We start from the raw sequence: 16527 nt of genomic DNA, 5'->3' as shown, positions 1-16527 counted from the left end.
CGAAGGTCCGTTATTCGTAAGGCGTGCTCGATTCGCAACGCCAATTTCAGCAAGGCCTTCACTACTCGACATCCCAAACCCGATTTGAAGCCGTAATGGCCGACCATTCCGAACAACTTCCCGACAACGCCTCTCTCGAAAAGGATCTGGGCGCGCTGCGCGCGATCCTGCACAGGACCGGGCGCGCTTGGCGCCGCCCGATCGTCTTCGAGGGGGCGCTCTGGTATCTGGTGACGCTGGGCGCGGTGGTGCTCAGCGCGCTGTTGCTGGGCGCGCTCGTCCCGCAATTCATCCCCGGGGTGACCAAGTGGGTGCTCGTGGTGGGCGGTGTGGCCGCGACCCTGGGCGCCATCGTCGCCTGGCTGGGCTTGCAAGCGGGCAAAGGGGACGTCGAGGGGGTGGCGACGCTCCTGCAACGCCACCATCCTGCTTTTCGCAATGACCTGGTCGCCGCGCTCGAATTTGCCGAGAAGCTGCTCGACGGCGACGACAACTTCGAGTTCAGCACGACGATGGCCCGCGCGCATGTGCGTCGGACCGTGAGTAAAGTCTTGTCGAAGGCCGAGCACGGCCATCTGGCACACCTTCTGCCACGCCGTGAACTCGTCGCCCCGGCGATGTCGCTGGCCGGCTGCCTGACGCTGCTCATCGTGCCGCTGCTCGTCGACGCCGACTGGACGCTGAAGGTTCTCAACTCGCCGTTTGCCAAGACGGCCGCCGAGAAAGCCGAAGATCCCGATATTCGCCCCATCGTCGGCGATTTGTATATCTACTACTCGACGCCGCCCTACACCGGTCTCGGGCGCAAGATGGACGCCTTTTCGACCGGCCATATCGAGACGATGGTCGGCACCGAGGTCGCCATCGAGGCTTATCCGCTCATCCCCAACACCAAGCAGATCGAGCTGGTTCTCGAGACGGGGGAGGGCACCAACAAGATTGTGATGGAGAAGCTCGAAAAGGGGCCTCACGGCAAGCTTCGCGGGTCGTTTGTCGCCCTCGAGCCGGGAACCTACCACTTTCGGGCCACCCTCGATGACGGCACTGTCGTCGAAGACGGCGCCGAGCGAAAGATCGAGCTGTTGCCCGACAACGCGCCCAAGGTCACCGTCACTTCGCACGAAGGTGAGCTGGAGGTCAGCCCTGACGACGTGCTCGAAATCGAGTTCGAGGTCTCCGACGACTTCGGCCTCGAGTCGGTGGCGCGGGTCTGGCATTTCGCCGGCGGTCAGGAAAACGCGAGCAAAAAGAAGCTCGACCTTCCGGAGCTGGCCAACTCGCCCAAAGAGACGAGCGGCAAGATCCGCTTCGACCTGACGCCCTTGTCGTTGCAGCCCAAGGACGTGGTCGTCTTCTACATCGAGGCGGTCGACAACAACACGCTCACCGGCCCGGGCACCGGCCAGAGCCAGCCGATTCGGCTGCGCGTGTCGAGCCCCGAAGACAAGCACCTGCAGAATATCGCCGACCAGCAAAAGATCTTGGAGGAGCTCCTCGGTCTTCTGGCGACCTACCTGGAGAGCCCGATGGGCGAGCGCGAGGTGCGCTCCGACGACACCTGGCATCAGGTGGTGCCCGTCTCGACAGCCTCCGGCGAGCTGACCAAGCGCGTCGGCCGGCTGGCGAAGCTGCAGACCGAGCAAAAGCGCATCCTCGACCAGATGGGCGAGCTCGTCGACAAGCTCGAAGAAGATCCGTTGATGCTCGAGCGCGACTTCACGCTCTTCTCGGCGCTGCACAAGCAGCTCGTCGAGCTGCACGACGACGGCCAGAGCACCATGACGATGGCGAGCACCGCCATGCAAAACGGCGGCCTGTCGACGGGGCGCGCTCAGCGCGTGGCTGACTACGCCTCGCGCGCCGAGGACACCCTCGAGAAGGGCATCTTGCGCTTCGAGGAGCTCTTGGCCAGCCAGAAGATGGAGGCCATCAAGGCGACCGCCGAGGATATCAAGGAGCTCAAAGACCGGCTCAAAGAGCTGCTCAAAAAGTACAAAGAGACCAAAGATCCCGAACTCAAAAAGGCGATCTTGCGTGAGATCCAGCGCATGCGCCAGCGCATGAGCGAGCTGATGCAGCGCATGCAGATGCAGCTGCAAAAGCTCCCCCAGGAGCACATGAACCTCGACGCCATCAAGCAGCAGCAGCTCGAGAGCGATTCGCGCAAGATGGCCGACAGTCTCCAGCAGATCGAGAAGATGCTCGAGAACGACGACATCGACGGGGCGTTGAAGGCGCTGGAGAATATGGAGATGAACCTCGACTCGCTCACTCAGGACATGAATGAGCAGTTCGGCCAGGCCCAGCCGCAGGGGCTGAGCGAGCTCGACAAGAAAGTTGGCGAGCTGATGGACCAGGTCAACGACCTGCAGGCGGCCGAGAAGAAGCTCGAGGAGGACACCGCCCAGCTCAACAAGGAGCTCGCCAAAGAGCGCCAAGAGCAGATCGACGAGATGCTCGACGAGTTCACCAAGGAGCTGCGCCAAAAGGTCGAGCGCCAGAAGCAAGCGCTCGAGAAGATGGAAGGCGAGGGCACCGAGCAGACCCACCGAGATGGCATCAAGCGAGTCGAGCAAAAGCTCGACGAGCTCGACAAGATGCTCGAGGAGAAGGATATCGAGCAGAGCCTCGAGAAGGCGCGCGAGGCCCAGGAGGCCAGCCGCCGGCTGCGCTTCCGCATCGACCTGTCGCAGCGCTACAGCGATTCGCCCGAGCAGAAAGAGCAGCTCGGAGAGCTTCGCAAGATGAACGACGGCGTCGAAGAGCGCGGCCAGCGCATCGTCGACGACCTCGAAGAGATGATGGATCAGGCCCAGCAGAAGCTCGGCAACATGAACCAGCAGCGCATGCAGGAGTTGTCCGAGCGCCAGAAGAAGATCTCCGAGCAGGCCAAAAAGCTCGAGCAGAAGATCGGCGAGGCCTCCAAGCGCTTTCCGATGCTCGAGCAGCAGCTAAAGCCGTCGATGCAGAAGTCCCAAGAGGCGATGCAGGACGCCCAGGAGAGCCTCGGTAAGCGGCGCATCCAGCGCGGGCTCGACTCGGAGCGCTCGGCGCTCGAGCAGTTGGGCAAGCTCAAGCAGCAGATGAAGCAGGCCGTCCAGAAGCAAAAGCGCCAGCAGCAAGGCCAGCAGTCTACGCGCGACGAGAAGGTCAAGATCCCCGGCCAAGACGACCAGCGAGCAGGCAAGGAGCTTCGCCAGGACGTCATGGACGCAATGAAAGAAGAGAAGCTCGACAGCTACGAGTCCGAGATCGAGCAGTACTACAAGTCGATCATGGAGTGAGAAATGAACCTTAAATTACGTCTCGCTCGTGTGACGGTGTCGGTGCTGGTCGCGCTCCTGGTGGGCCTGGGCGGCATTGCGTCGGCGTCGGCCGAGTCCTTCGAGCAGGTCAACAATCTGTTGTCGGCCTGGGAGATGGACGCGGCTCAAAAGGCGATCGGCAAGCTCGCCAAGGTCAAAGGCGACGACCCGAACGTGCTGTATCTTCAGGCGCGCTACGACTTCTTTCAGGGCGACTACGAAGAGGCGGTCCAGAAGCTCGACCAGGCGATCGCCAACGGCGGCGACCTGGCTCACTTCACCCACCTGCGCGACCTGATCAAGTCGACCCACGAGGTCACCAAAGACTACGTCAAGTACACCAGCTCGAAGGGGCGCTTCGAGATCTTCGTGCCCAAAGGGCGCGACCAGGTGCTGGTTCCGTTCGCCGCCGAGGCGCTCGAGCGCGCCTACGAGGAGGTCGGCGACGAGCTCGGCTTCAAGCCGGCCACGCCCATCCGCGTGGAGGTCTATCCGCGCACGGCGACCCTGGCGAAGGTGTCGAGCCTGACCGAGCAAGAGATTCGCACCTCGGGCACGATCGCCCTGTGCAAGTACAACCGGCTGATGATCACCAGCCCGCGCGCGTTGCTCCGCGGCTACGGCTGGGTCGACACGCTCGTGCACGAGTACGTCCACTACGTCATCAACACCAAGACCAAGAACCGCGTGCCTATCTGGATGCACGAGGGTCTGGCCAAATTCTTGGAGCGGCGCTGGCGCGGCGCGCACGCCCACAAGCTCAACCCGTCGAGCCAGAACTTGCTCAAAAAGCGCGTCGAGTCCGACAACCTGATCACCTTCGAGCAGATGCATCCGTCGATGGCCAAGCTTCCCAGCCAGGAAGACGCCGCGGTGGCCTTCGCCCAGGTCTACACCGTCATGGAGTACCTGCGCGGTCAGGTCGGCGAGAAGGCCTTCGGCACCCTGCTCGACAATATCAACAAGGGAATGGACGCCAAGACCGCGTTCGCCACGACCGTCGGCAAGCCCTTCGCGGACTTCGAGAAGGATTGGTTGGCCCACCTCAAGACGCGCGAGATGGCCGACCTGCCCGAAGACAGCGGCTACGAAGAGAAGTTGCTCTTCAAAGAGGAGAACGCCCAGAAGAGTGAGGTCAACGAAATCGAGCAGCCCGAGGCGCGCGACCACATGCACCTGGGCGAGATGCTGCAGGCCAGAAACCGCCACGGCGCGGCGCTCGTCCAGTACAAAAAGGCGTCGCATCTGCTCGGCAAGACCAACCCCGTGCTCCACACGCGCCAGGCGCAATGTCTGCTGCACGAGAACAAAGCCAAAGAGGCCCTCGAGGTCCTCGAGCCGGTCAAGGAGACCTACCCCAGCTACGTTCAAGCTTGGATTGAAATGGGCAAGGCGAGTCTGGCGTTAGGCCAGTACGAAGATGCGCGTGAGTACCTGTCCGAGGCGGCGCGCATCAACCCGTTCGACCCCGAGGTCCACGAGAAGTTGGCCGAGGCGTACGAGAAGCTGGGTGATGCCGAGATGGCGAAGAAGTACAGAAAGTTTGCGAAACTCGTAAGTTAGGACACCGAATGACGACCGATCTCACAACCGACAGCAGCCCCGAAGAGGAGTTGCTCGAAAACGTCGACCAGATCGCCGAGGCCCGCGAGGCCATCTTGGCGCAGGTTCGCAAGCGTATCTACGGGCAAACCGAGCTCATCGAGCACCTGCTGGTGGCGCTGTTTTCGCGCGGTCACTGCCTTCTGATGGGTGTGCCGGGCCTGGCGAAGACCTCGTTGATCGCCACGCTCGCCGAGGTGCTCGATCTCGATTTCAACCGCATCCAGTTCACCCCGGACTTGATGCCGGCCGACATCACCGGCACCGATATCCTCGAGGAGGACCACGCTACCGGAAAGCGCTTCTTCAAGTTCATCAAGGGGCCGGTGTTCAGCAACTTGCTCTTGGCTGACGAGATCAACCGGACGCCGCCCAAGACGCAGGCCGCGCTGTTGCAGGCGATGCAGGAGTACGAGGTGTCTGCCGGCGGGACGACCTACGAGCTCGACCTTCCGTTCCAGGTCTTCGCCACGCAGAACCCCATCGAGCAGGAGGGCACTTACCCGCTGCCCGAGGCCCAGCTCGACCGCTTTATGTTCCACCTTACGGTCGACTACCCGGAGGCCGACGACGAGGTGATGATCGTCAAGAAGACGACCTCGAGCTACAAGGCCGAGCTCGAGCCGGTTATGGACGCCCAGCGCATCCTCGAGCTGCAGAATCTGGTGCGACGCGTGCCGGTGAGCGACGAGGTGGTGCGCTATGCAGTCGATCTGGTGCGCAAGACGCGCCCCGACGGCTCCGACGCGCCCGACTACGTCAAAGAATATATCGGATGGGGCGCCGGCCCGCGCGCGAGTCAGTACCTGGTCATCGGCGGCAAGGCGCGCGCCATTTTGGACGGGCGTCTGACGGTGAGCAACGAGGACATCAAGGCGCTCGCCCTGCCGATCCTTCGCCACCGCCTGCTGACCAACTTCCAGGCCGAGGCGCAGGGGCTGACGACGGACGATATTGTGAAGAGGTTGGTTGAGGAGAGTTGATTTTCCTCCTCCTGGATCCTCCTCCACTTCGCTTCGCTCGCGGAGGAGGGCTCCCCTCCTCGGTCCTCCCCTTCCCTTCGGGCGGGGAGGAAAAGGTAGCTATGACTGAGACACTACGCCAACAATACCTGGATCCGGCCGTGCTCGACGAGCTCGGCACGATGCAGGTGCGCGCTCGCATGCTCGTCGAGGGGATCTTGGCCGGCCTGCACCGCTCGCCGCACCACGGCGGGTCGGTCGAATTCGCCGAGTACGTCGAGTACTCGCCGGGCCACGAGATCCGCCACATCGACTGGAAGGTCTACGCCAAGACCGACAAGTACTACGTCAAGCAGTACGAGGACGAGACGAACCTGCGCGCCTACATGGTCGTCGACGGGTCTGGGTCGATGCGCTTCAAGAGCGAGGAGGCGCCCATCTCCAAGCTCGACTACGCCTCGTACTTGTCGGCGGCGTTCGCCCACCTTCTGCTGCGCCAGGGCGACGCGGTCGGCGCACTCAGCTTCAACGCCGACCAGCGCCAGTTTTTGCCGGCGAGCGCGCGCAAAAATCACCTCGACGATATCTTCTACCTGCTCGACAACCAGCCGGCGGCCGGAAAGACCGGCCTCGATCACGCGCTTCGCACCATCGCCGAGCGGGCCAACCGCAGGAGCGTGGTGTTCATCGTCAGCGACTTTCTCGACGCCGACGGCGAGGCGATGCAGCTGTTGAAGGTGCTGCGCCACCGCCGCCTCGACGTCGCCGCCTTCCACGTGGTCGATCCGGCCGAGATTACCCTGCCTTACGAAGGCATGATGCTCTTCGAAGGCATGGAGGGCGAGGGCGAGCTCCTCGTCGACGTCGACGACTTGCGCGACGCCTACACCGAGCGGATGCGCGAGCATATGGCGTTCGTCAAACAGCAGTGTGAGCAAGCCGACATCGAGTACCTGCGCTTTCCGACCACGCAACCCATCGAGCAGACCTGCCTGACCTTCTTGAGGGGGCGGATTTGAGTTTTCTGCAACCACTCTTTTTGGCGGGGCTTTTGGCGGCGGCGATCCCGATCGCCATCCACCTGATCAACCGCCGCAAGGCGACCCGCCAAGAGTTTCCGGCTCTTCGGCTCTTGATGGAGTCGAACAAAAAGGAGGCGCGCAGCGTCAAGGTGCGCCAGTGGCTCCTGCTCGGGCTGCGCGTGCTGGTCATCGCCGCGCTCGCCCTGGCGTTGGCCAAGCCGTACTTTTTGAGCGATGAGGGCGTCACCGCCTCCGAGCGGCTGCCGACGGCGGTCGTCTTCGTGGTCGATGACAGCGCCTCGATGCAGCACGCCGGTTGGTGGGAGAACACCGTCGAGCAGTTCGACGAGCAGTTGGGCAAGCTGCGCCCGTGGGACGAGGCGACGCTGATCACGGCGAGCACCATCGACGGGCCGGTGACCCGCTTTACGAGCGACCACGGCGAAATTCGTGAGGCGTTCTCTGATCTGCAGGCCACCGATGCGTCGGCGGACCTGTCACAAGCGGTGGTCGCCGCCGGTGACTTGCTCTCGTCGTCGCAGCTTCCGAGCAAGCGCATCGTCGTGATCAGTGATTTTGCCCGCGGCGGCTTCCCCGACAGCCCCACGCCCGAAGCGAAGATCCCCTACGACGTACGCCAGGTGTCGGTGCGAGACGACGCCGAGAGCGTGCCAGAGAACCTGGGCATCACCGCGGTCGACTACGAGCAGGAGCATAGCGGCCAAGGCGGAAGCTGGAAGATCACGGCGACCGTCCGCAACTTCGGCCCCGAAGACCAAAAGGGCGTCGAGCTTCGCCTCAACGTCGACGGCGAGGATATCGGCGGCGGCCTGGTCGACGTGCCCGCCCGCAAGACCTCGACGCACACCTTCCGCCATCGTTTCGAGGGCGCCGGAGTGCGCGAGGCTTACGTGGAGTTGGTCAACGACGACCCGCTCGAGATCGACAACCGCTACTACTTCGCCGTCGACCTCAAGGAGCGCATCCGCGTGCTCTTGGTCAACGGCGAGCCGAGCAGCGTCGCCTACTCCGACGAGTTGTATTTTGCGGTGCGCGCGCTCAACCCCGGCACGACGAGTCAGAGCGCGATCATCCCCGAAATGACCACGCCCGAGGGCCTCGCCGGGCGCGACCTGAACGACTTCGACGTGGTCGTGTTGGCCAACGTGGCCACGGTCAGCCAGCCGAACGCCGGCAAGCTCGAGCAATTCGTCGACGGCGGCGGCGGGCTCCTGGTGACGATGGGCGACCAGATCGACGCCACCTCGTGGAACCAGACGATGGAGGGGCTGTTGCCCAAGCCGCTTCGCGGCCTCAAGCGGCTGGCCGAGCGCGACGATCCCGACGCGCCCGTCAAGATCACCCGGCTGGGCACGGGCAACCGCGACCACCCGATCTTTCGCATCTTCGACCTGCCGGGCGGCTCGTCGCTGCAGTCGGTCAAGGTCTACAGCTATATGCTGCTCGAGCCGACCCAGCAGACCGAGACGCGCGAAATCCTGGCGTACAAGGACAACGCCCCCGCGCTCATCGAGCGTAAGGTCGGCGACGGGCGCGTGGTCATGCTGACGACCACGGTCGATCGCGAGTGGACCGACTTGCCGGTGCGCACTGCCTTTTTGCCGCTGATGCGCCGAAGCGTGCAGTACCTGGCGCGTCGGGCGACCTCGGCGGGCAAGGACCGCCCGGTCGTGGGCGAGCGGCTGACTCTGGACGTCAGCGGTCTGGTCGACGAGCGCGCGATCATCCACGGGCCTGAAGACTCGCGGCTCGTGCTCGAGCCGACCGACGGCACCGTCGGCTTCGCGCCCGAGCATGTCGGGTTCTACGAGGTGTGGGCCGACTCCGACGAGGCTCAGGGCGATGCGGACAACCCGCGCAATCGCCTCGACGCGCTCTCCTTTGCGGCCAACGTCGACTCCGACGAGTCCAAGCTCGACCCGCTGGGCCAAAACGCCCTCGACCCGTGGACCAAACCCGACGAGGGCAAAGGCGGCGAAGCTGCCCAGGCCGCCATCCCCACCAACGAGCGCCGCGTCAACGTCTGGCCGCCGATCCTGTTCGCGATCACGATGATGCTCCTGCTCGAAACTCTCCTGGGCGCACGCCGAAGCGTGCTCGCCAAGGTGTGGCGCCGCATCACCTTCCAAAAGGATCCGAAAGTCGAGGTGTGAGTTCGTCGATATCGAGGAACGCGGCGCTCAATCGAGCGCCCGCTCCTCGGCGATCGGCAGGTAGACGGAGAACGTCGTCCCGCGGCCTTCCACCGACTCGACGTCGATGAAACCGCCCGCCTGCGTGACGATTCCCCACACCGACGCCAGCCCCAGGCCGGTGCCCTGACCCACGTCTTTGGTGGTGAAGAAGGGCTCGAAGATATGCTCCAGGACCTCGGGGGGAATGCCGGCGCCGTCGTCTTTGACCTGCACGACGCCGTAGCGGCCGGGCGGAATGAGCCCGAACCGGGTGCTGCGTGGCTCGTCCAGGGCCACGCGTTCGGTCTCGAGCCGCAACGTGCCGCCGTCTCGCATCGCGTCACGCGCGTTGAGCACCAGGTTCAACAGCGCCTGCTCGAGCTGTCCCTGATCGATCCACACCGTGGCTGCGTCGTCGCCCAACTGGACGTGCAACTCGAAGCGCGGGCGAATAAGCCGATCGATCATTTCACTCAACTCGTCGATCGCTTCTCCTAGCTCGACCGCGTTAGGTTGGCTGAGGTGACGTCGGCTGAACGCCAACAGTTGCTCAGTCAGCGCCGAGCCGCGCTGGGCAGCTTTGAGCACCTTGCCCAGCGCAAAGGAGTGGGGCGAGTCGTCGCCGATTTCGTCGAGCACATGGTAGGTGTAGCTGCTGATGATCGTCAGCAGGTTGTTGAAGTCGTGGGCGACTCCGCCGGCGAGCTGGCCGATCAGGCGGATCTTCTCGGATTGCTGGAGTTGGTCTTCGAGCTGTTTTCGCTGGCTGATGTCGGAAATGATGCCGATGAAGTGGTCGGGTTTGGACTCGACGTTCAGGGGCATCGCCATGACATCGGCCCACAGCGTATGACCTTCTCGATGGAGGTACCGCTTGTGAAATTTGACGAACGGCAGCTGGTTTGCACGCAACCTGTGGATGCGCTCATAGGTCGTCGCGAGGTCTTCGGAGTGGGTCAGGTCGAGTGGCGTTTTGCCGACGAGCGCGTCTTCGTCGTAGCCGAAAAACTCCTGCAGGGCGGGGTTGACCCGCACCCAGCGCCCCTCGGCGTCGACGATGCCGATGCCCACCGGAAGCCGCTCGAAGAAGCGCCAGAAACGCGCCTCGCTCTCCTCGAGTTGATGTTCGATGAGACGGATCTCTTCGAGATCGCGGCTCGTATTCGCCACTGCCATCACGTGTCCCTGCGGATCGTATAGCGGCTCGTAGCTGTACTCGCGCTCCATGACCGTGCCGTTGGCGAAGGTCGTCTCTTCGCGCATGAACACGGTTTCGCCGCCCATCGCGCGCGCGATGTACTCGTCGACACGCCCGCGAAAGTCGACCGGAACGTTCGCGGTGTACAGCTCGTCGAGCGTCGCGCCCACCTCCAGTTCGACCTCGAAGACTCTCCGTGCCAACTCCTCGGCCGCCTTGTTGAAGTACAGAACGCGGCTGTCGCCGTCGAACAAGATGAGGGTCTCGTGCAGGCTTTGATTGGTCGCCTGGCGAAGCGCCAGGTCGAAGCAAGGCAGCGCACTCGTGTTGCGAAGGGTGAAGTTCTCCAGGCAACGGCGTACCGCCCAGTCGAGCAACTGGCACGTGGGCTCGACTTGCTCGCATCGAATGAGCTTGTCGTCGAGCCCCTGCTCGTAAGCCACCACAATTTGATCGGCGTCGCCCGGGTCGGCGACCATGACGACCGGTCGAAAAGGGAAGCTCTGCTTGAGCATGGCCAAAATATCGCCGGCCTCGGCTTCGCCCTGCAGGCGCACGGCGCTCACAGCCACGGCGTAGCGGTCGTTACGAAGGGCCTTCTCCAGTTGCGCCAGATCTCGAGCGCACTGGGCTCTCAACTCGAACGGGTGCTCGAAGTCGACGATCTCCATCGCTTCGGGTACGTCCCCCACCACTAGCATCTCGAGCACGGTCCTCATTCATGGGCTCCAAGCCTCATCCCGCTAACGGCGCTGCATCGGCGTGTGTCGGTGTGTTAATACCTTTTTAATGCCCCTGGGTTACCGCGTCAAATGTCGGTACGAGGTCGGCAGCGTCCAGCGCACGGTCCTCACACGTGTAGGCTGAAGAGGCGATCTGCACCGCAAAATGCCTCGGCTTTGACAAAAACGGGCCAAAGAGAGTAGTTAGAGAAGTATTGTTCGGTTTGACTGACTTTGTGAGTGTCTCGCTCACTTGGCTCTTTGGAGAATCAATGCACTTTCGGAATCGACTTTATCTCTTCGCGCTGAGCTCGCTGCTGGTGCTCGCCGGCTGTGCCGACGACCAGACGCAGCAAAACAACGAAACCGTCGGTGGTGAGCAGGACGAGTACCTTCCGCCGCTGCACGAGAATCCCGACGAGTTGTTCGCGGATGCTCCCAAGAACGACGCGCTGCCCACCGAGGGCAAGGCCGACGCGGTCTACCCGGCGCAGTTCACCGAGCTGCTCGAGACGCAGTCGCCGGTCAAGAGCCAGGGCCGCCGCGGCGTCTGCTCGATCTTCTCGACCGTCGCGCTCATGGAGCACCTCTACATCCAAGAGGGCACCTACCTGAACCCGGACTTCTCCGAGCAGTACCTGCAGTGGTCGGCGAAGTTCGAAGTAGGCGCCTTCCCCAACACCAGCGGCTCGAACGCACGCTCGAACCTCGACGCGATCGTGCGCTACGGCATCGTCGAAGAAGACGTGTGGCCCTACGAGTCGGGCGGCTGGACCTCATCCGACGACCCTGCCTGTGGCGAAGAGGACAAGCCCACGCGTTGCTACACCAACGGTGAGCCCCCGGCCGAAGCGGCCGACGCCGAGAAGTGGTACTTGCCGCGCAGCCGTTGGATCTCGACGCGCCCCAACGACATCAAGGCGCACATGCACACCAAGAAGTCGGCGGTCATCGTCGGCCTCGACTTCTTCTATCAGGCCTGGGGCCACGGCGGCTCGCCGCTGACCACCAGCAAAGAATACTCGCGCAACGGCTACGTCTTCTACCCGAACGAAGTCGACAAGGAGAAGAGCCTGGAGAACCGCGCCGGTCACTCCATCCTTCTGGTCGGCTGGGACGACAACCTCGAGGTGCCGCGTCTCGACGAGAACGGCGAGCCGATGGTCGACGACAACGGCGAGCCGGTGGTCGACAAGGGCTTCTTCATCTTCAAGAACAGCTGGGGCACCGGTTGGGCCGAAGAGAGCCCCTACGGCGCCGGCTACGGCTTCATCTCGATGGACTACGTCGAAGAGTACGGCCGCGGTCGCGTGGCTGAAGCTCCCGAATTCGAGATCCCCGAAGAAGTCTGCGGCGACGGCCTCGACAACGACGGCAACGGCGACGTCGACTGCGACGACAGCGTCTGCAGCGAGCACGCCACCTGCCAGGAGACCAGCGACACCCAGACCTACTCGAACACCGAGTCGGTGGCGATTCCGGACAACGATGAAAACGGGATCACCAGCACGATCACCATCGACGACACCGGCACCATCGGCGCCATGTCGGTCAACCTGGACATCACCCACTCGTATATCGGCGACCTGAGCGTGATGCTCGAAGGCCCCAACGGTGACCTCGCCGTGCTGCTCGACAGCAGCGAGTCGTCGGAGGACAACTTCAACGGCACGATTGTCGTCACCGAGTTCGAAGGCGTCGACGCCCAGGGCGACTGGACGCTGTACGTGTGGGACGAGGCCAAATACGACGAGGGCACGCTCAACGAGTGGAGCCTCGAAGTGACCTACTAAGCCTCACCCCGAAGACCTCGCAATCACCGAAGGCGCCGCGACGTTGCGGCGCCTTCGGTATTTCTTGGTGCAAAAATTTTATAAGCATTACTTGTAGGCGATTGGCTCGACAGGTAGGCTGTCAGAGTAAGCAACACAGCCAAGCACGCATGCTGATTTCGACGAGAGGGGGCGTCCGAGTCCACAGCACCCCCTTTTCAGAGAAGTGCAGTATGAAAGCCAAGATTTTAGGAAGTATGGGACTGGCGTTGGCCGGTCTACTCGTCACCTCGAGCGCGTCGGCCCAGATCCGCGTGGCCGTCGAGAAGGGCGCGTCGACCGATAACAGCGCTCCGGAGCTGGCCGCGCAGCTCAATGACGACACCTTCTACGACTTTACGGCGACCGTCGTCTCTGCCGATCAAATCGACACGAGCGCCGAGCTTGCCAACTACGACGTCGTCATCCTCGGCGACTCCGGAAGTGACAACGACGACTTCACCCAGGCGATGGCCGACGCGCTCGTCGCCGAACTGCGCGCAGGCCGTATCGGAGTGATCACCGCCGGCTGGTTCGACTACACGACCCGCTCGACCACCGTCGACGCCACCCTCGACGATGTGACGCCGATCGACGCGGCTCCGTACGTCTATGACTTCTGCAACGACTCGGCGGTGTCGATTCCGGCGCCCAACAATCACCCGGTGACCGCCGGGCTTCCGACCACCGTCAACTTCACCACGTCGTACCAGATGGAGTACTCGTCGCAGCCGCTCGACGGCACGAACGCCCAATCGCTGGGCTCGTGTCCGGGCGCGCCTGGCAACCGGGTGATCGTGGTCGGCGAGGAAGGCTCGGGGCGCACCGTCTATCTCGGGCTGCTCTATATGGCTCGAACCAGCTACAACAACAGCGACCTGCGCAGCGGCGACCTCGATCGTCTGCTCGAGCAGGCTGTCGCCTGGGTCGCCGATGCGGTCGACACCGACGGCGACGGCATCAACGATCCCAATGACAACTGCCCCACTGTGGCCAACCCGGGCCAGGCCGACGCCGACGCTGACGGGCTGGGCGACGCGTGCGACCCCGCGCCCGTGGCCGTCGACGACACCTACTCGGTCGACGAGGACACCACGCTCAACGTGGCCGCTCCCGGCGTGCTCCAAAACGATACCGACGCCGACGCGGACACCCTGACCGCCACGTTGGACGCCGGGCCGACGAACGGCACGCTCACCCTCAACGCCGACGGCTCGTTCGACTACACGCCCGATGCCGACTTCAACGGCACCGACACGTTCACCTACCTGGCCAATGACGGCACGAGCGACTCGGCGGCGGCCACGGTCACCATCACGATCGACGCGGTCAACGACGCCCCGGTGGCCACCGACGACACGGCCTCGACCGACGAGGACGTCGCCGCCTCCTTCGACGTGGTCGGCAACGATAGCGACGTCGACGGCGATGCACTCACCGTCACCATCACCGGCGCGCCTGCAAACGGCACCGCCAGCGTCAACGGCGGCTCCATCGACTACACGCCCGCCGCCGACTTCAACGGCACCGACACGCTGACCTACGAGGTGAGCGATGGCAACGGCGGCACCGACACCGCCACGGTCACCATCACGGTCAACCCGGTCAACGACGCGCCCGTGGCCGTCGACGACGCCGCCACGACCGACGAAGAGCTCGCCGTGAGCATCGACGTGGTCGGAAACGACACCGACGTCGACGGCGACATCCTGACGGCGACCATCAGCACCGCGCCGGCCAACGGCACGGCCACGGTCAACGCCAACGGCGGCGTCGACTACACCCCGAACGCCGATTTCTTCGGCACCGACACGTTCACCTACGAGGTGAGCGACGGCAACGGCGGCACCGACACCGCCACGGTCACCGTCACCGTGACCAATATCAACGACGCGCCGGTCTTCATCGACCCGACGCCGGCCGACGCATCCGTGCTCAGCGTCGTCGAGGGCGACGAGCTCGCCTTCACGCTGACGGCCGACGACGCCGACGGCGACACGCTCACGTACGCGGTCACCACCGCCCCGGACGCGGCAAGCTTCGACGGCGCCACCGGCGCGTTCAGCTGGACGCCCACCTGGGAGGACGCCGGAAGCTACACCTGGACCCTCGACGTCACCGACGGTCAAGCCGGCGACAGCCGAAGCATCACCGTCGAGGTGAGCTTGCTCGACGCCGACGACGACGGCCTGCCGGACACCTGGGAGACCGACAACGGCCTCGACCCGACCACCGCCGACTCCGACGGCGACACCATCGCCGACGCTGACGAAGTCGGCGACGACCTCGACAACCCGATCGACACCGACGCCGACGGCACCCTCGACGCGCTCGACGACGACTCCGACGAAGACGGCGTGACCGACGCCGACGAGGCCGGCGACGACGACCTGGCGACCGCCGCGGTCGACACCAACGGCGACGGCGAGCCCGACTACCGCGACATCGACAGCGACGACGACACCGTCGAAGACGGCTCGGACAACTGCCGCCTGGTCAACAACCCCGATCAGACCGACACCGACGCCGACGGCGAAGGCGACGCCTGTGAGGACGACGTCGACGGCGACACCATCGTCGACGCCGACGACAACTGCCCGTCCGTCGCCAACATGGAGCAGACTGACACCGACGCCGACGGCGAGGGCGACGCGTGCGACGCCGACGACGACGGCGACACCGTCGAAGACGACGCCGACAACTGCCCCTTGGTCGCCAACACCGACCAACTCGACACCGACGAAGATCTGATGGGCGACGCGTGTGACGAGGATGACGACGAAGACGGCGTCCTCGACGCCGACGACCTGTGCCCGCTCGAAGCCGGCGAGGGCGAAGACGGCTGCCCGGTCGAGACCGCCTCGGGCGGCGCCGCCGAAGACGGCTGCGGCTGCTCGAGCACGAACCCGAACAGCCTGCCCGGCAACGCCCTGATGCTGGTGATGGTCGCCGGCGCGATGGCGCTGGTGCGCCGCCGGCGCGACTGACGCTCCGTCCGACTTCGGAGGCAGACCTCCCAGGTCTGGACTGGGAGGCAGACCTTCCAGGTCTGGACTGGGAGGCAGACCTTCCAGGTCTGGTTGCACGACAGCCCAGGACAAAATGTCCTGCCTCCGAAGGCTTCACGGCCCCGCGCACTGTCGAGCGACTCGTCTCTGGTCGTCCGGACACCCCGCGTACTGTCCGGCGATTCATCGCTGGTCGTCCGGCCGCGCCGCGCACTGTCCGGTGAGCCGTCTCTGACAATCCGGCCGCGCCGCGCACTCCCAAGAGAGCCGCCGGTGCGGCCCGGGCGGCCCACTCGACGTCGAGCGAGCCAACCCGACGGGCAGCGACACCTCACTCGCCAGTGCGCCGCCCAACCCGACGACCAGAGACGCCTCGCCGGACAGTGCGCCGCCCAACCCGACGGGCAGAGACACCTCGCGCGCCCCAACCCAGCGCTCTGTTCGAAAATCGTCCACAGGAATTGTAAGCTTCCGTGCAGTCTCCGATGGCGACGGCGGGTCGGGTGCAGATACATCGAGCGAACCGATCGACTTTGATCCAACGCTTTGGCAGCAACCGAATCCATGCACGGGCGAGGTCACATTCGCCGAGGAAAACGAAGAGTTCTCGCTACCTACTCGCGTCGAGCCGTCACAGCGGCCAATAATTACGCGTGACGAATTCATCGCTGAACTCGGGTTCGTTCCCGAGCAGGCTTATTC

Annotated in this window: 8 protein-coding genes; 7 read left to right on the top strand and 1 reads right to left on the bottom strand. The window is 64.0% G+C overall.

Annotated features, from left to right (window positions below):
- Positions 1 to 95: 95 nt before the first annotated feature.
- The 5 genes from FIV42_RS09000 (at position 96) to FIV42_RS08980 (ending at position 9065) form a co-directional block, all read left to right on the top strand.
- Positions 96 to 3284, top strand: a complete 3189-nt coding sequence (locus FIV42_RS09000; RefSeq protein ID WP_141197356.1) for a DUF4175 family protein — start codon at positions 96 to 98, stop codon at positions 3282 to 3284.
- Between the two features lie 3 nt (positions 3285 to 3287).
- The gene (locus FIV42_RS08995; protein WP_141197355.1) at positions 3288 to 4868 is read left to right on the top strand and encodes a tetratricopeptide repeat protein; all 1581 of its coding nucleotides are present in this window, start codon (positions 3288 to 3290) and stop codon (positions 4866 to 4868) included.
- Positions 4869 to 4876: 8 nt separating this feature from the next.
- Complete coding sequence (locus FIV42_RS08990) at positions 4877 to 5890, top strand: AAA family ATPase (RefSeq protein ID WP_141197354.1); 1014 nt, start codon at positions 4877 to 4879, stop codon at positions 5888 to 5890.
- A 101-nt stretch (positions 5891 to 5991) separates the two neighbouring features.
- Positions 5992 to 6888: a DUF58 domain-containing protein gene (locus tag FIV42_RS08985; RefSeq protein ID WP_141197353.1), complete on the top strand. Its 897-nt coding sequence runs from the start codon at positions 5992 to 5994 to the stop codon at positions 6886 to 6888.
- Entirely contained in the window at positions 6885 to 9065 is a 2181-nt protein-coding gene (locus FIV42_RS08980; protein ID WP_141197352.1) for a BatA domain-containing protein, read from the top strand. The genes FIV42_RS08985 and FIV42_RS08980 overlap by 4 nt, the downstream gene beginning before the upstream one ends.
- Before the next feature lie 27 nt (positions 9066 to 9092).
- Here the strand turns inward: FIV42_RS08980 and FIV42_RS08975 are convergent, their stop codons facing one another.
- Positions 9093 to 11003 (bottom strand): PAS domain S-box protein, encoded by a 1911-nt coding sequence (locus FIV42_RS08975; protein WP_141197351.1) that lies wholly within the window; start codon positions 11001 to 11003, stop codon positions 9093 to 9095.
- Between the two features lie 275 nt (positions 11004 to 11278).
- Between FIV42_RS08975 and FIV42_RS08970 the strand changes: the two genes are divergently transcribed.
- Together FIV42_RS08970 and FIV42_RS08965 are read left to right on the top strand one after the other, a co-directional pair.
- A complete protein-coding gene (locus FIV42_RS08970; RefSeq protein ID WP_141197350.1) occupies positions 11279 to 12799 on the top strand; it encodes a C1 family peptidase in 1521 nt (506 codons plus the stop codon).
- 212 nt (positions 12800 to 13011) lie between these two features.
- Positions 13012 to 15804: an Ig-like domain-containing protein gene (locus tag FIV42_RS08965; RefSeq protein ID WP_168210512.1), complete on the top strand. Its 2793-nt coding sequence runs from the start codon at positions 13012 to 13014 to the stop codon at positions 15802 to 15804.
- The last annotated feature ends 723 nt before the right edge of the window (positions 15805 to 16527 follow it).

Source organism: Persicimonas caeni (genome assembly GCF_006517175.1).
Taxonomy (GTDB): Bacteria; Myxococcota_A; Bradymonadia; order Bradymonadales; family Bradymonadaceae; genus Persicimonas; species Persicimonas caeni.
Note: the sequence above shows the minus strand (reverse complement) of the source record. Positions and strands in the feature narration are given on the sequence as shown.